The 20752-nt window shown below is 72.1% G+C and carries 18 protein-coding genes; 7 read left to right on the plus strand and 11 right to left on the minus strand.

Going from position 1 to position 20752, the window contains the following annotated elements; genetic code table 11:
- Window positions 1-54: 54 nt before the first annotated feature.
- The 4 genes from infB to rimP all read right to left on the minus strand — a co-directional run bounded on the left by infB (window position 55) and on the right by rimP (window position 5283).
- Window positions 55-3138, minus strand: coding sequence for a translation initiation factor IF-2 (gene infB, locus AC5WRL_RS24065; protein WP_496090744.1), 3084 nt, complete (start codon window positions 3136-3138; stop codon window positions 55-57).
- Window positions 3139-3291: 153 nt separating this feature from the next.
- Window positions 3292-3588 (minus strand): YlxR family protein, encoded by a 297-nt coding sequence (locus tag AC5WRL_RS24070; protein ID WP_496090745.1) that lies wholly within the window; start codon window positions 3586-3588, stop codon window positions 3292-3294.
- A 106-nt stretch (window positions 3589-3694) separates the two neighbouring features.
- On the minus strand, window positions 3695-4738 hold the full coding sequence (nusA, locus tag AC5WRL_RS24075) for a transcription termination factor NusA (protein ID WP_496090746.1): 1044 nt from the start codon (window positions 4736-4738) through the stop codon (window positions 3695-3697).
- Window positions 4739-4740: 2 nt separating this feature from the next.
- Window positions 4741-5283, minus strand: coding sequence for a ribosome maturation factor RimP (rimP, locus tag AC5WRL_RS24080; RefSeq protein WP_496090747.1), 543 nt, complete (start codon window positions 5281-5283; stop codon window positions 4741-4743).
- A gap of 243 nt (window positions 5284-5526) precedes the next feature.
- On the opposite strand from rimP, the gene AC5WRL_RS24085 reads away from it, so the two are divergent.
- The 4 genes from AC5WRL_RS24085 (at window position 5527) to AC5WRL_RS24100 (ending at window position 8264) form a co-directional block, all read left to right on the plus strand.
- Window positions 5527-6027 carry a hypothetical protein gene (locus AC5WRL_RS24085; protein WP_496090748.1) on the plus strand — a complete coding sequence of 167 codons (501 nt, stop codon included), beginning with the start codon at window positions 5527-5529 and terminating at the stop codon, window positions 6025-6027.
- Entirely contained in the window at window positions 6024-6530 is a 507-nt protein-coding gene (locus tag AC5WRL_RS24090; protein ID WP_496090749.1) for a ferritin-like domain-containing protein, read from the plus strand. Before AC5WRL_RS24085 ends, AC5WRL_RS24090 begins: the two co-directional genes overlap by 4 nt.
- Window positions 6527-7423 carry an aminoglycoside phosphotransferase family protein gene (locus AC5WRL_RS24095; RefSeq protein ID WP_496090750.1) on the plus strand — a complete coding sequence of 299 codons (897 nt, stop codon included), beginning with the start codon at window positions 6527-6529 and terminating at the stop codon, window positions 7421-7423. The genes AC5WRL_RS24090 and AC5WRL_RS24095 overlap by 4 nt, the downstream gene beginning before the upstream one ends.
- Window positions 7424-7679: 256 nt before the next feature.
- Window positions 7680-8264 carry an alpha/beta hydrolase gene (locus tag AC5WRL_RS24100; RefSeq protein WP_496090751.1) on the plus strand — a complete coding sequence of 195 codons (585 nt, stop codon included), beginning with the start codon at window positions 7680-7682 and terminating at the stop codon, window positions 8262-8264.
- A 121-nt stretch (window positions 8265-8385) separates the two neighbouring features.
- On the opposite strand, the gene AC5WRL_RS24105 is transcribed toward AC5WRL_RS24100, so the two are convergent.
- The 6 genes from AC5WRL_RS24105 to dxr form a co-directional block, all read right to left on the minus strand.
- The gene (locus tag AC5WRL_RS24105; protein ID WP_496090752.1) at window positions 8386-10098 is read right to left on the minus strand and encodes a proline--tRNA ligase; all 1713 of its coding nucleotides are present in this window, start codon (window positions 10096-10098) and stop codon (window positions 8386-8388) included.
- An 83-nt stretch (window positions 10099-10181) separates the two neighbouring features.
- Window positions 10182-10763 (minus strand): GNAT family N-acetyltransferase, encoded by a 582-nt coding sequence (locus AC5WRL_RS24110; protein WP_496090753.1) that lies wholly within the window; start codon window positions 10761-10763, stop codon window positions 10182-10184.
- Between the two features lie 24 nt (window positions 10764-10787).
- On the minus strand, window positions 10788-11648 hold the full coding sequence (locus AC5WRL_RS24115) for a GNAT family N-acetyltransferase (protein WP_496090754.1): 861 nt from the start codon (window positions 11646-11648) through the stop codon (window positions 10788-10790).
- Between the two features lie 193 nt (window positions 11649-11841).
- A complete protein-coding gene (gene ispG / locus AC5WRL_RS24120) occupies window positions 11842-12999 on the minus strand; it encodes a flavodoxin-dependent (E)-4-hydroxy-3-methylbut-2-enyl-diphosphate synthase (protein ID WP_496090755.1) in 1158 nt (385 codons plus the stop codon).
- Window positions 13000-13085: 86 nt separating this feature from the next.
- Window positions 13086-14390: a M50 family metallopeptidase gene (locus AC5WRL_RS24125; RefSeq protein ID WP_496090756.1), complete on the minus strand. Its 1305-nt coding sequence runs from the start codon at window positions 14388-14390 to the stop codon at window positions 13086-13088.
- The gene (gene dxr, locus AC5WRL_RS24130) at window positions 14387-15664 is read right to left on the minus strand and encodes a 1-deoxy-D-xylulose-5-phosphate reductoisomerase (RefSeq protein ID WP_496090757.1); all 1278 of its coding nucleotides are present in this window, start codon (window positions 15662-15664) and stop codon (window positions 14387-14389) included. Before dxr ends, AC5WRL_RS24125 begins: the two co-directional genes overlap by 4 nt.
- Before the next feature lie 560 nt (window positions 15665-16224).
- On the opposite strand from dxr, the gene AC5WRL_RS24135 reads away from it, so the two are divergent.
- A complete protein-coding gene (locus AC5WRL_RS24135; RefSeq protein WP_496090758.1) occupies window positions 16225-16656 on the plus strand; it encodes an HIT family protein in 432 nt (143 codons plus the stop codon).
- 293 nt (window positions 16657-16949) lie between these two features.
- A complete protein-coding gene (locus AC5WRL_RS24140; protein ID WP_496090845.1) occupies window positions 16950-17156 on the plus strand; it encodes an NUDIX hydrolase in 207 nt (68 codons plus the stop codon).
- 133 nt (window positions 17157-17289) lie between these two features.
- Here the strand turns inward: AC5WRL_RS24140 and AC5WRL_RS24145 are convergent, their stop codons facing one another.
- The gene (locus AC5WRL_RS24145; RefSeq protein WP_496090759.1) at window positions 17290-19230 is read right to left on the minus strand and encodes an acyl-CoA dehydrogenase family protein; all 1941 of its coding nucleotides are present in this window, start codon (window positions 19228-19230) and stop codon (window positions 17290-17292) included.
- 245 nt (window positions 19231-19475) lie between these two features.
- Here AC5WRL_RS24145 and AC5WRL_RS24150 point away from each other — a divergent pair, with 245 nt between their 5' ends.
- On the plus strand, window positions 19476-20585 hold the full coding sequence (locus tag AC5WRL_RS24150; RefSeq protein ID WP_496090760.1) for a LacI family DNA-binding transcriptional regulator: 1110 nt from the start codon (window positions 19476-19478) through the stop codon (window positions 20583-20585).
- The last annotated feature ends 167 nt before the right edge of the window (window positions 20586-20752 follow it).

The following is a 20752-nucleotide window of genomic DNA, read 5'->3' on the forward strand; positions in this document are numbered from 1 at the left end:
CGGGGCCGATCGACGGAGTTTCTCAGCTCCGCCGACCGGCCCCGGCCCACCGCGCTAGACGCGCGGCTTCTCCCGCATCTCGTACGTCGCGATGACGTCGTCGACCTTGATGTCGTTGAAGTTCCCGAGGTTGATACCACCCTCGAAGCCTTCGCGGATCTCGGTGACGTCGTCCTTGAAGCGGCGCAGACCCTCGATGTTGAGGTTCTCCGCCACGACCCGGCCGTCGCGCAGCAGTCGTGCCTTGGTGTTCCGCTTGACCTCGCCGGAGCGGATGAGCACACCCGCGATGTTGCCCAGCTTGGAGGAGCGGAAGACCTCGCGGATCTCCGCGGTGCCCAGCTCGACCTCTTCGTACTCCGGCTTCAGCAGACCCTTCAGGGCCGCCTCGATCTCCTCGATCGCCTGGTAGATGACCGAGTAGTACCGGACGTCCACACCCTCACGCTCGGCCGCCTGCGTGGCACGCCCCTCGGCGCGCACGTTGAAGCCGATGATGATGGCGTCGGAGCCGGCCGCCAGGTCGATGTCGGTCTCGGTGACCGCACCCACCCCGCGGTGCAGAACCCGCAGGTCCACACCCTCGCCGACATCCAGCTGGAGCAGCGAGGACTCCAGGGCCTCGACCGAACCGGACGCGTCGCCCTTGATGATGAGGTTGAGCTGCTGGAACTCGCCTTCCTTGAGGACCCGGTCGAGGTCCTCCAGCGAGACCCGGCGGACGCGCTTGGCGAAGGCCGCGTTGCGCTCCCGCGCCGCCCGCTTCTCGGCGATCTGCCGGGCGGTACGGTCCTCGCCGACCACCAGGAAGTTGTCGCCGGCGCCGGGCACATTGGTCAGACCCTGCACCAGGACGGGCGTGGAAGGACCGGCCTCGTAGACGTTCTTGCCGGAGTCGTCCAGCATCGCCCGCACGCGGCCGTGCGCGTCGCCCGCCACCATGGTGTCGCCGACGCGCAGCGTGCCGCGCTGGACGAGCACCGTGGCCACCGCACCGCGACCGCGGTCCAGGTGGGCCTCGATGGCGATGCCCTGGGCGTCCTGGGTGGGGTTGGCCCGCAGGTCGAGGGCGGCGTCCGCCGTGAGGATCACGGCCTCCAGCAGCCCCTCGATGTTGGTGCCCTGCTTGGCCGAGATGTCGACGAACATGGTCTCGCCGCCGTACTCCTCCGCCACCAGGCCGTACTCGGTCAGCTGACCGCGCACCTTGGTCGGGTCGGCGCCCTCGACGTCGATCTTGTTGACCGCGACGACGATCGGGACGTCGGCGGCCTTGGCGTGGTTGAGCGCCTCGACCGTCTGCGGCATCACACCGTCGTTGGCCGCGACCACCAGGATGGCGATGTCGGTCGACTTCGCACCACGGGCACGCATGGCGGTGAACGCCTCGTGACCCGGGGTGTCGATGAAGGTGATCTTCCGCTCGTCGCCGTTGACCTCGGTGGAGACCTGGTAGGCACCGATGTGCTGGGTGATGCCGCCGGCCTCGCCCTCGATGACGTTGGTCTTGCGGATCGCGTCCAGCAGACGCGTCTTGCCGTGGTCGACGTGACCCATGACGGTCACCACCGGCGGACGCTTGACCAGGGCCTCTTCGCCGCCCTCGTCCTCACCGAACTCGATGTCGAAGGACCCGAGCAGCTCGCGGTCCTCCTCCTCCGGGCTGACGATCTGAACGGTGTAGTTCATCTCGTCGCCGAGGAGCTGGAGCGTCTCGTCGGAGACCGACTGGGTCGCGGTGACCATCTCGCCCAGGTTGAACATCACCTGGACCAGCGACGCCGGGTTGGCGTTGATCTTCTCCGCGAAGTCGGTCAGGGACGCACCGCGCGACAGCCGGATGGCCTCACCCTTGCCGCGCGGCAGCATCACGCCGCCGATCGACGGGGCCTGCATGGCCTCGTACTCCTGGCGCCGCTGCCGCTTCGACTTGCGGCCACGCCGCGCCGGGCCGCCGGGACGACCGAAGGCGCCCTGCGTACCACCACGGCCACCGGGACCGCCGGGACGGCCACCGAAGCCCGGACGGCCGGCGAACCCGCCGCCGCCACCGGCACCGCCGCCACCACCGGGACCACCGGGACGGCCGGCGAACCCGCCGCCACCGCCGCCGGGACGACCCGCGCCGCCCGGACGGGCACCGCCGCCACCGCGGAAGCCGCCGCCAGCGCCGGCGCCGCCGGGGCGGGGACCGCCCTGGCCACGGCCGCCGGGGCCACCGGGACCGCCGCCGGGACGGCCACCGGCCGCCGGACGCTGCGGCATCATGCCGGGGTTCGGACGGTTACCGCCACCGGGACGCGGGCCACCGGGGCCCGCACCCTGCGGACGGGGCATGTTGCCCGGAGTGGCGCGACCGCCACCGGGCGCCTGCGGACGCGGACCGGCCGCACCCGCCTGGCCGCCACCGGGACGCGGACCGCCCTGGCCCTGGCCACCGGGGCGCGGCGCGCCACCGGGACGAGGGGCCTGGGGGCGGGCCATGCCCGTGGAGCCACTGGTCGTGAAGGGGTTGTTGCCGGGGCGCGGACCCGCCGGACGGGCACCGCCCGGCTTGGGGCCACCCGGCTTGCGGGCCTCACCGGCGGGCTTGGCGCCCGCGGGCTTCGGCGCGGCGGCACCCGGCTTGGGGGCCGGCCGGCCACCCGGGCGGGGAGCCCCGGCAGCACCGGAACCAGCACCAGCACCGGCAGCGGGGCCGGGGCGCTGGGCGGCAGCGGGACGCGGCGCCGGCTCGGGGCTCGGCGGCGCGGTGAACTCGGGTGCCGCGGGGCCCGGCTTCGTCGCCGGCTTGGGCGCGGCCGGCGGCGGGGTGGGACCCGGCCGCGGCGCACCGCCCGGCTTGGGGGCCGCCGCACCCGGCTTGGGCGCGGCAGGACCCGGACGCGGGCCGGGCGCACCCGGCTTGGGCGCGGCACCCGGCTTGGGGGCGCTCTTGCCCGGCGCACCGGGCTTCGCGGACTTCTTGGCAGCGCCGGAACCGGCACTGAGCGCGTCAGTCAGTTTACGGACAACCGGCGCCTCGATCGTCGAGGACGCCGAACGGACGAATTCACCGAGATCTTGGAGCTTGGCCATGACGACCTTGCTTTCGACTCCAAGCTCCTTGGCGAGCTCGTATACCCGGACCTTAGCCACTTCGCTCCTTACGGTCCGGGGTGGGTCGTCCCTCGGACCTTCGCTATTTCACGGGCGTACTCATCGCGTACTCATCGAGTGCTCATCGCAATCTCGACCTACTTCCGACTCGCGAGGTACCTGGACCGCGTGGTGACCACCACGCGGCGCTTCTTACGTTTGGTGCGTTTCGTGCGATTCCACCTGGCCGACCAGTCGCGCCAGCTCTCCGGTGTCAAGCGGCCCCTGGGTCCGATAGGCCCGGGGGAACGCCCGACGGCGGACCGCCAGATCGAGGCAGGCCGGTACGGGATGCACATAGGCGCCCCGACCGGGCAGCGTACCGCGTGGATCAGGGACACACCGTCCCTCGATCAACACCGCACGCAGCAGATCATGCCGGGCTGAGCGTTTCCTGCAGCCAATGCACGTCCGCTCCGGGCACGCCTGGACACGTGTCCGGCCAGACACAGTGGATTCTACCTCCCCGTACGTACCGCTCCCCCACCAGGGTGGGCACGATCGCCGTCCCGTCGTACGGGACGCCTCCAAAAGCACAACGGCGTCGCCGCCGCGCTCATTCCCCGCTGTCACGGGCCTCCCGGGGCTCCCGCGCGGCGTCCGGCTGACGCTGCTCGGTGTCGGGACGGATATCGATGCGCCAGCCGGTCAGCCGGGCCGCCAGCCGGGCGTTCTGGCCTTCCTTGCCGATCGCGAGCGACAGCTGGTAGTCGGGGACGGTCACCCGCGCGGAGCGGGCCGCCTCGTCCACCACCTCGACCCGGCTCACCCGGGCCGGGGACAGGGCGTTGGCCACCATGTCGGCCGGATCGTCGGACCAGTCGACGATGTCGATCTTCTCGCCGTGCAGCTCGGCCATCACATTGCGGACCCGGCCGCCCATCGGTCCGATGCAGGCGCCCTTGGCGTTCAGCCCGGAGCGCGTGGAGCGCACCGCGATCTTGGTACGGTGCCCGGCCTCGCGGGCGATCGCGGCGATCTCCACCGAGCCGTCGGCGATCTCGGGGACCTCCAGCTCGAACAGCTTCTTCACCAGGCTGGGGTGTGTACGCGACAGCGTGACGGACGGGCCGCGCATCCCCTTGGCGACCCGCACCACGTAGCAGCGCAGCCGCGAGCCGTGGGTGTACGACTCGCCCGGCACCTGCTCCTGCGGCGGGAGCACGGCCTCCATCTTGCCGATGTCGACCAGCACGCTGCGCGGATCGCGGCCCTGCTGGACCACGCCGGCCACCACGTCGCCCTCGCGCCCGGCGTACTCGCCGAAGGTGATGTCGCCCTCCGCGTCGCGCAGCCGCTGGAGGATGACCTGCTTGGCGGTGGTCGCCGCGATCCGGCCGAAGCCGTCGGGGGTGTCGTCGAACTCGCGCGGCTCGGGCCGCTCGCCGTCCTCGTCCACCTCAAGATCGGCGGGGTCCTCCTTGGCCCACACCGTCACATGGCCGGTGGCGCGGTCCAGCACCACCCGTGCGCGGCGGCTGCTGCCCTCGGTGCGGTGGTACGCAATGAGGAGAGCCGATTCGATCGCCTCCACGAGCAGATCGAAGGAGATCTCCTTCTCCCGCACCAGTCCCCGCAGGGCACTCATATCGATGTCCACGGCTACGCCTCCTTCTGGCTCTCGTCATCGTTGCTGTCGTCAGCGCTGTCATCCGCGGCGTCATCCGCGCTCTTGCGGTTGAACTCGATCTCCACCCGGGCGGCGGCGATCTCCGCGAACTCCACCCGGCGCGGGGTCGGCCGGCGCCCCTTGACGCCGGGCACTTCCAGGTCCAGGCCGCTCTCGTCCACGCCGGTGATCCGGGCGGTGAGCTCGCCGCCGTCGTGCAGCGTGGCCTTGATGAGCCGGCCGCTCGCCCGCCGGTAGTGGCGGTGCTCGGTCAGCGGCCGGTCGGCGCCGGGCGAGGAGACCTCCAGAACGTACGGGGTCGGCCCGAGCACATCCGCGGCGTCGAGGACGGCGGAGGCGGCGCGGCTCAGCTCGGCGCAGGCTTCGAGTTCAACGCCCTCGTCGGTGTCCACCACGATCCGCAGCACGCGACGCTTGCCGGCCGGGGTGAGCCGCACGTCTTCGAGGTCCATGCCCCGCTCCGCCGCCAGCGGCTCCAGCAGTTCCCGCAGCCTGTCGATCTGGGTCGTGCTCATCCGGATGACTCCTCGGCCGCGTCTGCTGTTGTGGGGATACGGGGGCTCTCGCCTGCCGCCACAGCCTATCGTCTGTGGCACGGTACGCCGACCGCGTTGTCCTGCGGTCCTGGCACGCCGCGAAGCCGGGGTCGCGGGCCGATGAGCTGACTGCACGGGTACGCTCACCCTGCGGTGATCTCCACAGGAGATACCGCTGACGCATCATCAGATGAACTCACTCGCGGGAAGTACGGGGAAGCCATGTCCAGCGGCCCGCCCATCGAGCTGCCCAGACGTACCCTTCTGCTCACCGGCGGCGCCCTCGCCGCCCTGACCGGCGTGCTCAGCGGCTGCTCGGCGGCGGACGAGGCCGGCCCGGAACGTACCGGCGAGGCCGCCGCCACCCCCGAGGGGCTGCGGCGGCGCGCCGCCCGGGACAACGCCAAGCTGCTCGCCCGCTACGACGCCACCACCGCCGCCCACCCGGACCTCGCCGGGCGGCTCACCCCGCTGCGGGAGGCCGTCGCCACCCAGCTGACGGTGCTTCAGGGGGAGGACGGCGCCCCGGCGCCGGGCTCGGCCCCCGCGGTCCCCGCCGACCCCGGTGACGCGCTGGGTGAACTCACCGAGGCCGAACGCTCCCTCGCCGACGAACGGCTGCGTACCCTCACCGACGCCCCGCCCGAGCTGGCCCGGCTGCTCGCCTCGCTGTCGGCGGCCGGCTCGGTCCACGTCTATCTGCTGGGAGAGGCCCGCGCATGACACAGCGGACGACACGGTGGACGACGCGGTGGACGGCATCGCGGCGCGCGGCGGACCCCGCCGAGGCGCCCGACACCCCGGCGCTGCGCGCCACCCAGGCGGCGCTCGCCGCCGAACACGCCGCGGTGTACGGCTACGGCGTGGTCGGCGCGCGGATCGGCGCCGAGCGGGACGCGGAAGCGCGCGAGGCGTACACCGGCCACCGGGCGCGCCGCGACGCGCTGCGGCGTACGGTGCTGGATCTGGGCGCGACGCCGGAAGCGGCAGCCGCGGCGTACGCCCTGCCGTTCGAGGTGACGGACCCCGGCACGGCGCAGGCGCTGGCCGCCGACCTGGAGGCGCGGCTGGCCGGGGCGTACGCGGACCTGGTGCTGGCCGCCACCGGCGCGCTGCGCCGCGACGCCGCCGCGGCGCTGCGCGAGAGCGCGGTACGGGCGGCACGGTGGAGCGGTACGGGTACGGCGTTCCCGGGGCTGACCGAGCACGCGGGCGGCGGCGCATGACGGCGGCGCCCGATCTGGCTCCCCCGCGCCGGCTCACCCGCGCCCAGCCGGCGGGGGCGGACGCGTGGCTGGCGGCGCTGCCCGAGCTGGTGGTGCGGCTCAGCAGACAGTGGGAGCTGACCGTGGAGCGGGTCGCCGCGCCGGGCGGACGTACCAGTATGACGGTGCTGGTACGCCGGGCGGACGGCACCCCGGCGGCGCTGAAGCTGTGCGCCCCGGGCCACTCCGCCGCGCGGGAGGCCGCGGCGCTGGCGCGCTGGGACGGCCGTGGCGCGGTACGGGCGCTGGCGGCGGCGCCGGAGGCCGGGGCGCTGCTGCTGGAGCGGCTGCACGGGGAGACCTCGCTGCGGTCGCTGCCGGAGACCAAGGCGATGCTGGAGGCGGTGTCGGCGGTGCACCGGCTGTGGGTGCCGCCGGGCGAGGGCCATCCGTTCCCGACGGTGGCGGAGCGTACGGCGGGCCTGTCGGCGGACGCGGCGCTGCCGGGCGGGGCGGGTCCGCTGATCGCCGAGGCCCTGGCGGCCCGCGCGGAGCTGCTGGCGGACCCGCCGGAGGAGGTCCTGCTGCACGGGGACTTCCGGCAGGGCGCGGTGCTCGCCGCCGACACGGGGCGGGCGCCGTGGCTGGCGGTCGGACCCGACCCGGTGGTGGGCGAGCGGGCCTACGATCTGGCCCGGCTGTCCCGCGACCGGCTGCACGACCTGACCGCCTCGGCCGGCGCCCCGGCGATCACCCGCCGCCGGATGACGAAGCTGGCGGCGTCGGTGGACGCCGACCCGGAGCGGCTGCGCGGCTGGACCCTGTTCCGCGCGGTGGAATCCGCCACCCGCGCCCACGCCGAGTCCCGCACCACGGACGCCGAGGCCCTGCTGGAATTCGCCACCTGGCTGTGACCGGCCCACGTGGGGCCCGCGTACGGCGGGGCCCGGGTACGGCGGGGCTCGGGTACGGCGGGGCCGGATCACTTCGCAGGGGGCGCCGGAGTCCGGAGGAATCCGCCACCCGGCCGCCTGGCGGTCCGTCGCCCGGTCGCTGGGGGCGGGTGACCGCGAGGTGCCCGGCGGGTTGGTTTCGGGCGGGGCGTGCGCTGGGGGCCGGCGGTCGTGCGGGGGTGGGTGGACGGGGGTGGCGCCGTCTTAGGGTGTTGTCATGTCCGAGCCCGTGAGATTCCCTGTTCCCAGCCGCTTCGAGGGCACCGGCGGGCGGGTCGCGCTGGTGTTGCCCGGGATGGGGTACTCGCCCGCGCGGCCCTTGCTGCACTTCGCCCGCGCCGCGCTGGTGACGGCCGGCTGGACGGTTCAGGAGCTGTGGTGGCAGTTGCCGCAAGGGCTGCCCTCCGAGCGATGGGCGCCGTGGGTGGGCGAGCAGACCCGGGCGGCGATCGCCGCGGAGAACGGCGCGTGCGGGCTGCTGGTGGGCAAGTCGCTGGGCACCATGGCCGCCGCGCAGGCGGCGGCCATGGGGATGCCGGCCATCTGGCTGACCCCACTGCTGAAGGACCCCGCCGTGGCACGGGCGCTGGCCGACGCCACCGCCCCGGCGCTGCTGATCGGCGGCACCGCCGACGAGCGCTGGTGGGATCCGGCGATCGCCGCGGCGCTGCCCCACGAGGCGGTGGAGATCCCCGGCGCGGACCACTCTCTCGAACTCCCCGGTGACCCGGCCGGCTCGGTGCTGGTGCTGCACCGGGCGGTGGCGGCGATGGAAACCTTCCTCGGCCGGCTGGACGCGTAGGAACAGCAACGGCGAGGCACTGCGTACGTCGTACGCGGTGCCCCGCCGTTGCTGTTGCTGCCCGCACGCCGCGAGCGCCCGGCCACTGCGTACCGCGTACGCAGTGGCCGGGGCCCGTCCGTCAGGCCGACTGCTCGGTCAGCCGGGCGATCGCCTCGTCCACCGTCAGGTCCTCGCGGTCGCCGGTGCGGCGGTCCTTCAGCTCCACGCGACCCTCCGCCGCGCCACGGCCCACGATCAGGATCGTGGGGATGCCGATCAGCTCCGCGTCGGTGAACTTCACGCCCGGCGAGACGCCCGCCCGGTCGTCCGCCAGCACCCGGACGCCCGCCGCGCCGAGGCGTTCGGCGATCGACAGCGCCAGCTCCGTCTGCACGGCCTTGCCCGCCGCCACCACATGCACATCGGCCGGCGCGATCTCCCGCGGCCAGCACAGCCCCTGCTCGTCCGCCGTCTGCTCGGCCAGCGCCGCCACCGCGCGTGAGACGCCGACGCCGTACGAACCCATCGTCACCCGCACCGGCTTGCCCTCACGCCCCAGCACCTCCAGGCCGAAGGCGTCCGCGTACTTGCGGCCCAGCTGGAAGATGTGGCCGATCTCGATCGCGCGGTCCAGGTTCAGCCCCGCCCCGCAGTCGGGGCACGGGTCGCCGGGCTCGACGACGACCACGTCCAGGTACTGGTCCACCTCGAAGTCCCGCCCGGCCACCACATTGCGGGCGTGCGTACCGGGCTGGTTGGCGCCGGTGATCCACGCGGTGCCCGGCGCGACGCGCGGGTCGGCGAGGTAACGGAACGCCTTGCCCGCCATGCCCTGCGGGCCGACGTAGCCCCGTACCAGATCGGGCCGCTGCGCGAAGTGCTCGGCGGTGACCAGCTCCACCACCGCCGGGGCCAGCGCCTCGGACAGCTTGCCGAGGTCCACCTCGCGGTCGCCGGGCACACCGACCGCCGCGATCTCGCCGTCGATGGTGACCAGCAGGTTCTTCAAGGTGGCCGAGGCCGGCACGTCCAGATGGGCGGCAAGGGTCTCGATGGTGGGGGTGTCGGGGGTGGCCAGTTCCTCGATGCCGGGGTGCGCGTCGCCCTCCACCGGCGTCAGCGCGAAGCCGACGGCCTCGGTGTTGGCGGCGTAGCCGCACGCCGGGCAGTCGGCGAAGGTGTCCTCGCCGGCCGGCGCGGGGGCCAGGAACTCCTCGGACGCGGAGCCACCCATCGCGCCGGAGATCGCGGAGACGATGCGGTAGTCGAGGCCGAGGCGGGTGAAGATCTTGATGTACGCCTCGCGGTGCAGCCGGTAGGACTCGGCCAGCCCCTCGTCGGTGGCGTTGAAGGAGTAGGAGTCCTTCATCGTGAACTCACGCCCGCGCAGGATGCCGGCCCGGGGCCGGGCCTCGTCGCGGTACTTCGTCTGGATCTGGTACAGGATGACCGGCAGATCCTTGTACGAGGTGCACTGGTCCTGGACCAGCTGCGTGAAGATCTCCTCGTGGGTGGGCCCGAGGACGTAGTCGGCGCCCTTGCGGTCCTTCAGCCGGAAGAGCAGATCGCCGTACTCCTCGTAGCGGCCGGTGACCTCGTACGGCTCCTTGGGCAGCAGCGCCGGCAGCAGCACCTCCTGGGCGCCGATGGCGTCCATCTCCTCGCGCACCACGCGGGAGACGTTCTCCAGGACCTGCTTGCCCAGCGGCAGCCAGCTCCAGATGCCGGCGGCGGAGCGGCGTACGTACCCGGCGCGTACGAGCAGCGCGTGGTTGATCGTCTCCGCGTCGGCCGGGGCGTCCCGCAGCGTCTTGAGCATGGATTGGGACAGGCGCTGTACTCGGGCTGCCATGGGGATTCGTGACTCCTGCGTGGGATGAGCGATTGGGCCCGAGGGTAGCCGGTCACCGGCCGCGTACGCCAAGCGGAGTCGGGTCAGTGCGGCGTGCGGCGCAGCGGCAGCTCCGCGCCCATCACGGCGTAGGGGCTCGGCGCGGACGGAAAGTGCACGCGGCGGGCCAGATCGCGGTAGCCGAGGGCGCGGTACAGGCGGCGTGCCGGGCTCTCGATGTCGATGGCGGACAGGATCGAGCGAGGCTCGGCTGCGGCGTCGGTGAGGGTGGTGATGAGGCGGGTGCCTATGCCGCGGCCCTGATGGGCGGGCAGGACGTGCAGTTCGGTGATGGTGAAGGAGTCGTCGAGCCAGCCGTCGTGGCCGGCGCGGCGCAGGTACGGCTCGACGACGGTGGACCACCACTGGCCGCGGTCGTTGGGCATCCCGTAGACGAAGCCGGCCAGCGCGCCGGTGGCGGTGCTGACGGCGCCCAGCGCCCGCGCGCCCGGGTGGGTGAGGTGGCGCAGCACGATGTGCCGGCGGACCGCGATCTCCTCGGGGGTCAGCCCGAACGCCTGGGCCTGGACGGCGAGCGCCTCGTCCACCCTGGCCGCCAGGTCGATGGGGCCCACGGCGATGTCCTGGGGGGCGTCGGGCGCGGCTCCCGAGGCAGATGGTGTCATGCCGGGGAGGCTAACGCGCATCGGTCAGAACAGCACGCTCATCAGTGCGCCCGCGCCGGTGAAGCCCAGGCGGCGGTAGAGGGCGAGCGCGGGGGCGTTGTAGTCGTTGACGTAGAGGCTGACGACGGGGGCGCAGTGGGTGAGGGCGTGGCGGACGACGGTGGCGAGGCCGGCGGTGGCGAGGCCGTCGCGGCGCCGGTCGGGGGCGGTCCATACGCCGGTGAGCTGGCAGGCGTGCGGGGTGACGGCGCCGATCTCCGCCTTGAAGACGATCCGGCCGTCCTCGACGCGGGCGAAGCAGCGGCCGGTGCCGACGGTTTCGGCGACCCGGGACTGGTAGGCGAGGCCGCCGTCCTCGGCGGTCAGGGGTGAGATCCCGACCTCCTCGGTGAACATGGCGACGGCGGCGGGCAGCACCAGGTCCATCTCGTCCTTGCGCATGGGGCGCACCAGGGGGTCGGGTGTGATGGCGGGCGGCGGCGCGGCGCTGGTGGCCATGAGTGGCTGGTGGGCGCGTACGGCGCGGGCGGGGCCCCAGTGCGGCTCCAGTTGGGCCCACAGGGCGGCGGTGGCGGGGGCGGGGCCGACGATGGAGGTGCAGCGGCGGCCCTGGCGCAGGGCGCGTTCGGCGAAGGCGCGGAGCGCGGCGGGGCCGGCGTTCGGGGCGACGACGGGAACGAGGTTGGCTCCGGAGAAGCACAGGGAACGGAGCCGGCCGCGGTGGTACCAGCCCCACAGTTCGCCGCCGAGCAGCCGTGGGTCGAGGCCGGATTCGATGACGCGGGCGGTGACGAAGGCGTTGGCGAGGGGGTCGAGGGCGAGGAGAGCCAGGGCGTCGCCGAGGTCGCCGGGGTCGAGCGGTCGGGTGGCGGGCGTGGTGAGCACGGGGCGGGCCTTGGAGGTGAGCGGTGAGCGGGTTCCGCGCACTGTACCGTCCGGGGCGGCGGGGGCGGGGTGGGGCGCGGGCGGCGTACGCGGCGCCGCCGCCGTCGCCCGCCCGGGCTCGGTGGTCCGGGGCGGGCGGGCGGCGGCGGAAGGGGCTCCGTACGGCGGGGGTGCCCCCGGCGTACGGAGCGGGTCAGCCGGCGACGGAGACGGTGGGCTCGCCCGAGGCGATGCCGTCCTTCTCCATCTGTTCGGCGATCTTCATCGCCTCGTCGATGAGGGTCTCCACGATCTTGGACTCGGGGACGGTCTTGATGACCTCGCCCTTGACGAAGATCTGGCCCTTGCCGTTGCCGGAGGCGACCCCGAGGTCGGCCTCGCGGGCCTCGCCGGGGCCGTTGACGACGCAGCCCATGACGGCGACGCGCAGCGGCACCTCCATGCCGTCGAGGCCGGCGGTGACCTCCTCGGCGAGCTTGTAGACATCGACCTGGGCGCGTCCGCAGGAGGGGCAGGAGACGATTTCCAGGCGGCGCTGGCGCAGGTTCAGCGATTCCAGGATCTGGATGCCGACCTTGATCTCCTCGGCGGGCGGGGCGGACAGCGAGACCCGGATGGTGTCGCCGATGCCCTCGGCCAGCAGCGCGCCGAAGGCGACCGCGGACTTGATGGTGCCCTGGAAGGCCGGGCCGGCCTCGGTGACGCCCAGGTGGAGCGGGTACTGGCACTGGGCGGCGAGCTGACGGTAGGCGTTGACCATCACGACCGGGTCGTTGTGCTTGACGGAGATCTTGAGGTCGGTGAAGCCGTGCTCCTCGAACAGGGAGCACTCCCACAGCGCGGATTCCACCAGCGCCTCGGGGGTGGCCTTGCCGTACTTGGCGAGCAGCCGGCGGTCCAGCGAGCCGGCGTTGACGCCGATCCGGATCGGGGTGCCGGCGTCGGAGGCCGCCTTGGCGATCTCCTTCACCTGGTCGTCGAACTTCTTGATGTTGCCGGGGTTGACCCGGACCGCCGCGCAGCCGGCGTCGATGGCGGCGAAGACGTACTTGGGCTGGAAGTGGATGTCGGCGATCACGGGGATCTGCGACTTCCGGGCGATGACGGGCAGGGCGTCGGCGTCGTCCTGGGTGGGGCAGGCGACGCGCACGATCTGGCAGCCGGACGCGGTGAGTTCCGCGATCTGCTGGAGGGTGGCCCCGATGTCGGAGGTACGGGTGGTGGTCATCGACTGCACGGACACGGGGGCGTCGCCACCCACCGCTACGGAGCCGACCTGGATCTTCTTGCTGACGCGGCGATCAGCCAGCTTGATGGGTACGGAGGGAATTCCCAGCGAGATGGCGCTCATGATGTTCGTGCAACCCCAGTGCGGATCTAGGTCCCGGGAAAGGCGGGCTCAGGCCCTTGACATTACCCTTCCCGGGTGATGGTCGGTTAACCGGTAAGCCGTACCGGTGTGACGATATCCGCCGCCAGAACCAGCAGCGTAAAGCAGATGAAGACCCCCGCCACCACATAGGCCACGGGCATCAGTTTGGCCACATCGAACGGGCCCGGGTCGGGGCGCTTGAGCAGCCTGGCGGTGTGCCGGCGCATGCTCTCCCACGCCGCGCCCGCCATGTGGCCGCCGTCCAGCGGGAGCAGCGGCAGCATGTTGAAGAGGAAGAGGGAGAGGTTGAAGCCGGCGACCAGGAACAGCGCGGTGGCGATCTGCTGGCTGGCCGGGATGTCGAGGGTGAAGATCTCGCCGCCGACGCGGGCGGCGCCGACGACACCCATCGGGGAGTCGGGGGCGCGCTCGCCGTTGCCGAGCGCGGCGTTCCACAGGTCGGGGACCTTGGAGGGGATGTTGACCAGGGCCTGTACGCCGGTGGTCATGATGTCGCCCATCCGGTCCACGGCCTGCGGGAAGTCCTGCTTGACGATGCCGGACGCCGGCGAGAAGCCGAGGAATCCGGCGCTGACGTACTGGCCCTCCACGTAGCCGCCGCTGCCGTCGGTCTTGGCGACCTGGTTCTCGATGAGGTCGGCGTGCAGGACATGGGTGCTGCCGTCCCGCTCGACGGTGATGGTGGCGGGGCCGATGGTGTCGCGGATGCGCTGCTGGAGAGTGCCCCAGTCGCTGACCGGCTCGTCGTTGAAGGCGACGATCTTGTCGCCGGTCCTCAGGCCGGCGGCGTTGGCGGGGGCCAGCGGATCGTCGGCGCGGCAGTCGCGCTGCTCCTCGCTCTGCGAGATGACGCACTCGGAGACGGAGGCGACGGTGGTGGTCTGGGTGTTGATGCCGAAGAACATCAGGACGCCGAGGAAGATCGTCACGGCGAGGATGAGGTTCATGGCGGGGCCGGCGAAGAAGACGACCATGCGCTGCCACGGCTTGCGGGTGTAGAGCAGCCGCTTCTCGTCACCGGGCTCCAGTTCCTCGAAGGAGGCGGCGCGGGCGTCCTCGATCATGCCGCGGAACGGCGAGGTGGAGCGTTTTCTGATGCTCCCGTCGTCACCGGGCGGGAACATGCCGATCATGCGGATATAGCCACCCATGGGGATGGCCTTCACGCCGTACTCGGTCTCGCCCTTCTTCCGCGACCAGATGGTGGGGCCGAAGCCCACCATGAATTGCGGAACCCGGACGCCGAACAGCTTCGCCGTGCTGAAATGCCCGAGCTCGTGCCAGGCGATGGAGAACAGCAGTCCGAAGACGAAGACAAGTATCCCGATCAGGAACATCAAGCCCGTCATACCGTCGTTTCTCCATTCGCCACGGGTGCCGCCTGCGGCAGCCCGGCCAGCTCGCGGGCGCGGATGCGCGCCCGGGTCTCCGCTTCGAGGACGCCGGGGAGGGTGAGGGAGGTTCCGGCGCAGGCGTCGCCCTGTTCCTCGACCACCTTGGCCACAGTGTCCACGATCCCGGTGAACGGCAGCAGGCCGGCGAGGAAGGCATCGACGCACTCCTCGTTGGCCGCGTTGTACACGGCGGGCGCGGTACCGCCGAGGCTACCCACATGGCACGCGAGCGGCACCGAGGGGAAGGCGTCGGTGTCCAGCGGGAAGAACTCCCAGGTGTGGGCGCGGGTCCAGTCGACGGTGGGGGCGACCTGCGGGAGGCGGTCGGGCCAGCCGAGGCCGAGCGCGATGGGCAGGCGCATGTCGGGCGGGGAGAGCTGGGCGAGGGTGGAGCCATCCGTGAACTCAACCATTGAATGAATATACGACTGTGGGTGGACGACGACCTCAATCCGGTCGAACGGAATTCCGTACAGCAGATGGGCCTCGATCACCTCAAGGCCCTTGTTCATCAGGGTCGCCGAGTTGATGGTGATGACCGGGCCCATGTCCCAGGTGGGGTGGTTCAGCGCCTGCTCGCGGGTGACGCCGGCCAGCTCCGCACGGGTACGGCCCCGGAAAGGCCCGCCGCTGGCCGTGACGATCAGCCGGCCGATCTCGGCGCGGGTGCCGCCGAGCAGCGCCTGGAAGAGAGCGGAGTGCTCGGAGTCCACCGGGATGATCTGCCCGGGCTCGGCCAGCGCCGCCACCAGCGGGCCCCCGACGATCAGCGACTCCTTGTTGGCCAGCGCGAGCACCCGGCCGGCCCGCAGCGCGGCGAGGGTGGGCGCGAGCCCGATCGATCCGGTGATCCCGTTGAGCACCGTGTGACACGGACTGCCGGCCAGCTGCGCCGCGGCGTCCGGCCCGGCGAGGATCTCCGGCAGCGGCTCCCCCACCCCGTACCGCGTACGCAGTGCCTCGCGCAGCTCGGTGGCCTTCTCCTCCTGGGCGATCGCCACGGTGCGCACCTGGAGGCGGTGCGCCTGCATGGCCAGCAGTTCCACGCGGCCCCCGGCGGCGGAGAGCCCGGTCACCCGGAACCGGCCGGGATGGGCCAGCACCACATCGATGGCCTGGGTCCCGATCGACCCGGTCGACCCCAGGATGACCACCTCGCGCACCCCCTCGGACGGTGCGGCGGAATAACGCAGACGCGGATCAGCGAGGACCCCGAAACTCTCGGTCATCCCCCCATTGTGTCCGCTCCCCGGATCACCGCGTCCCCGGGCCGCATTTGCCAACACAGTTCGACGCGCATCAGTTCGAGACATGACCGACTTGGCCTCCGTACGATCGGCGGGACAGAGAGGTCCGGCGATTGTGCTCTCCTCAGCCCCGAGGCACCGATTGCTACGCTGGGCCATGGAGTCGAACACAAGCTGTAGTTGGGGGAGAGTGTCCTGTCGGTGGAGGAGAGCCGGGTACGCACTCGGCTGCGGTCGGGTCGTCGCTCTCCCGGAGGAGCAGGCCATGGGAGCGGGTGGCAAGCTCCACGCAGTGGTTGTCCGGCTCAGTGCCGGAGGCGGAACGGGGAAACCGCTCGGCCAGCAGCCGCGTCACGGTCGCCTTCCCGGCCCCCGGCTTCCCCGTCACCATCACGAAGTCCGGTGCTTCGGCGGTCATCACGCCCGCAACCGTCACAGTGCTCCCACTGATCGGCAATCAGATGTTCCGGGGGAGGGCGGCTTATTGACTCGCACGACGGCACCCGGGTTGATGGAGTAGGGCACCCGAGCGGGGAGGAAGTATGACCGAGTCCGGATGTATCTTCTGCGCCATAGCACGGGGTGAGGCAGAGGCCAGCGTCGTGTACGAGGACGACGTGGTGATCGCCTTCATGGATCTCCAGCCCGTCACCCCTGGCCATCTGCAGGTCATTCCGAAGGACCACACGACGGGCCTGGAGGACCTGCCGGAGGGCACCGGCACCCACATGTGGAAAATCGCCCACCGGTTCGCCCGCGCACTGCGCCGCTCGGAGCTGCCCTGCGAGGGGGTGAACCTCTTCCTGGCGGACGGGGCAGCCGCCTTCCAGGAGGTCTTCCACACACACCTGCACGTCTTCCCCAGATACGCCGGGGACGGCTTCCGGATCAACGCCGACTGGTACGTGCGCGAGCGCGCCGAGTTGGAGGAGAATGCCGCCGCCGTACGGTACGGGCTCGCCCTCCTTCCGTGAGCGCGCGGCGGTCAGAGGCCGACGAGCAAGCCGTCGAGCGGGGCGGGGGTCCGGCGGGGCTCAAGAGCCTCGACGACTCGGACGGACAACCTGAGGAGGCGCCGTGGGCGCGCCCTCCCGTACGGTCTGTGGCATGACGACAGAGGTTTCGAAGTCCCCCAAACCCCGGGTATGACTGGTCATCGGCATCATCCGCCGCGGCAACGAGATCCTGCTCGTGCGAGAGCACCTCGGCGCCAGGGGCGGGCTTCTCTGGCCCCTTCCGGCATGGCGGGGTCGAGGACGGTGAACTCCTGTGCGAGGCCCTCCGCCGCGAACTGCGGGAGGAGACCGGACTGCTGGTGGACAACCCCGTGCGGGCCGCGTTCCTCATGCACATCGACTCCGAGCGGTATCCGTCGGCGATGGCCGTCGCCTTGAGGTCGACGCGTGTTCGGGAGAAGTCGCGCCGGAGGACCACGACATCAGACAGGCCGCCTTCCCGTTGCCCGCCGCCCTGAAGCTGCTCGGCGCGGGCCGAGGCGTCGTACCGGATGCTGACCGGCGGTGGCGTACGGCTTGTCTGGGGGTGATCGCCACTCTGAATACGGCGCAGACCGCCCGCGCGCGCCGCAGGGGCGGTCTGCGCCGCGGTCAGGGGATGGGGCGGTGGAGGTTGGGGCGCCGGGAGGGGCCGGGGGGTGTTTCGGCGATCCAGGGGCCGTCGGTGGAGGGGTCGAGGACGCCCTCTTCCAGCCAGGTGTACGCGCCGTCCAGCACGCCCCGTGCCAGCGTGCGGTCCGCCGCGTCCGTCGGGTGGTGCAGGTGGGTGAAGAGGTCCTCGACGCGAGTGCGGGCCTGGCGGCAGAACACGTACGCCAGTTCGTACGCCTCCTTGCCGTTGTCGCGGTGCCCGCGGGTGCGCAGCCGCTCCGCGTGGACGCAGGCGGCGCTCATCGCGCACAGTTCGGCGCCGATGTCCACCAGCCGGCCGAGATAGCCCTGTTTGCTCTCCAGCCGGCCCTGCCACCGCGCCATCCCCGAGAACGTCGCGCGCGCCAGGCGGCGTGCGGTGCGTTCGACGTACCGCAGCTGCGCCGACAGGTCGCGGTGGCCCGGCACCCGGAAGTCGCCGTACGACAGCGGCAGCTGGCCGCGGCCCGCCGTCAGGGAGGGGAGCCAGTGCGCGTAGAAGCCGCTCGCCGCCACGGCCGCCTTGCGCTTGGCGGTGAAGTTCTGCTCCGGGTCGACCAGCGCGCCCGCGACCTTCAGGTGGGTGTCGACCGCCTCCCGGGCGATCATGAGCTTCATGATCTCCGTCGATCCCTCGAAGATCCGGTTGATCCGCATGTCGCGCAGGAGTTGCTCCGCCGGCACGCCGCGCTCGCCGCGCGCCGCCAGTGACTGGGCGGTCTCGTAGCCGCGCCCGCCGCGCAGTTGGACGAGTTCGTCCGCCATCCGGCCGGCGAACTCGCTCCCCAGCAGCTTGGCGACGGCGGCTTCGAGGCGGATGTCGTGCCGCCCCTCGTCCGCCATCTCGCTGAACACCTCCAGCAAGGCCTCCATGGCGAAGGTGGAGGCGGCGATGTAGGAGAGCTTCGAGCCGATCGCCTCGTGCTCGCCGATCGGCTTGCCCCACTGCACCCGCGCCGCCGACCATTGGCGGGCGATCCGCAGACACCACTTGCCGGCGCCGACCGCGACCGCCGGGACGGCGAGCCGGCCGGTGTTCAACGTGGTCAGGGCGATCTTGAGACCGGCGCCCTCGGCGCCGATCCGCTGGCTGCCCGGGACCCGTACCCGGTGCAGCCGGGTGACGCCGTTCTCGATGCCGCGCAGCCCCATGAAGGCGTTGCGATGCTCGACGGTGATGCCGGGCGAGTCGGCCTCGACGACGAACGCCGTGATGCCGCCGGGGTGGTCGCCGCTGCCCGGAACCTTGGCCATCACCACCAGGAGTTCGGCGATCACCCCGTTGGTGGTCCACAGCTTGACACCGTCGAGAAGATAGTCGTCGCCGACCGGCTCGGCGGTGGCGCCCAGCCGCGCCGGGTCGGAGCCGACGTCCGGTTCGGTGAGCAGGAACGCGGAGATGGCGCCGCGCGCGCAGCGCGGCAGGTAGGTCTGTTTCTGCTCGTCGGTGCCGAAGAGGGCGATCGGCTGCGGTACGCCGATCGACTGATGGGCGGAGAGCAGCGCGCCGACCGCCGGGCTGGCGGAGGTGAGGACGGCGAGGGCGCGGTTGTAGTACACGTGGTTCAGGCCGAGGCCGCCGTACTCCGCGGCGATGTTCATCCCGAACGCGCCCAGCTCGCGCAGGCCCCGGACCACCTCGTCGGGGATGCGCGCCTCGCGTTCGATCAGCGAAGCGTCGATGTGCTCGGCGCAGAACTCCCGCAGCCGGGTCAGAAAGCGCTCCCCGATCCGTACCGCCTCGGCATCGGGCTCCGGGCGGGGGTGGATCAGGCCGAGCCGGAAGCGGCCCAGGAAGAGCTCGCCGGCGAAGCCGGGGCTCCGGGCCCCGGCGCCGCGGGCTGCCTCCGCCAGGCGTCTGGCCTCCCGTTCCGCGTCCGAGGGATCGTCGGGTGCGGTCATCTCCGCTCACCTCGCCGTCAGGACATGAGGGATCGAGACCTGCTGTTACGTACGTACCCGATTCGGTGGGCACGTACCACTCGGCGGGCGGCCACGAAAGCTCCATCGAAGCGCTTCGATACATCTATGGACACGAACCATTGCCCGGTCTAAGGTCAACGCGGTTCCATCGTTTGGAGCGTTCGAATCAGCCCTGCGAACGGACGATCGAAGCGCTTCACCCAGGTTTCCACGGAGGCCCGTCTATGGTCACTCTCGCCGAGGTCGCCCGGCACGCCGGAGTATCGGCCAGCACCGTGAGCTATGTGCTCAGCGGCAAGCGGACCATTTCGGCCCCCACCAGGGACCGGGTGGAACGCAGCATCCGGGAGCTCGGCTACCACCCCAACGCCGGGGCGCGGGCGCTGGCCAGCAGCCGGTCCGACATCATCGCGCTGATGATGCCGCTGCGTACCGACATGTATGTGCCGGTGATGATGGAGATCGCCATGGCGGTGGCCACGACAGCGCGCGAGCACGGGCGGGACGTGCTGCTGCTGACCGATCAGGAGGGGCCGGAGGCGGTGCGGCGGGTGATCGGCAGCGGGCTCGCCGACGCGATGATCCTGATGGATGTGGAGTTGGAGGACGAACGGCTGCCGCTGGTGCACGAGTCGCCACGGCCGGCCGTACTGATCGGACTGCCGGCCGATACGGCGGGGCTGACCTGCGTCGATCTGGACTTCGCGGCGACCGGGCGGCTGTGTGTGGAGCATCTGGCGGCGCTGGGCCATCAGGAGCTGGCAGTGATCGGGGAGGCCGCGGCGGTGTACGAGCGGCACACCGGCTTCGCGGAGCGGACGATCAACGGGGTACGGGAGCGGGTGGCCGAGCTGGGGCTGCGGATGCTGCACCGGCCGTGCGAGGGGAGCTTCGAGTCGATGGCCGGGGCGTTGGCCAGGATCTTCGACGAGCGGCCGGGGACGACGGGGATCATCGTCCAGAACGAGAGCGCGGTGGGGCCGCTGCTGTCGCTGCTGCGGCAGCAGGGCAAGGCGGTGCCGGAGGACATCTCGGTGGTGGCGATCTGTCCCGATCAGGTGGCGACGCAGACGTCGGTGGCACTGACCTCGGTGGCGATTCCCGCGCATGAGATGGGGCGGCGGGCGGTGGAGCTGGTGATGGCCAAGCTCGGCGCCGGGCGGAGCGGCGCGGTCGGCACGGTCGGCGTGGCCGCCGGCGGCACGGCGGGCGGCGGCACGGCGGGCGGCGGCACGGCGCGCGGCGGCACGGCGCGCGAGACGGTGGTGCGGCTGCTGGCCCCCCGCCTGACCACCCGCGCCAGTACGGGCCCGGCCCCGCGGCTGGTGCGCTGACCCGCACCGGCGGCGGGCCCGTTGCGTACGCCGTACGCACCCACGCCGCCGTGCGGCGTCACTGCGTACACCGTACCGCGTACGTTGTACGCAGAGATCCCGGACGCCGGCAGCCCCTGCGTACGGCGTACCGCGTACCTTGTTCGCAGTCGGCCGGCCGGGCGGCG

It is taken from the genome of Streptomyces sp. NTD107 (assembly GCF_059510435.1).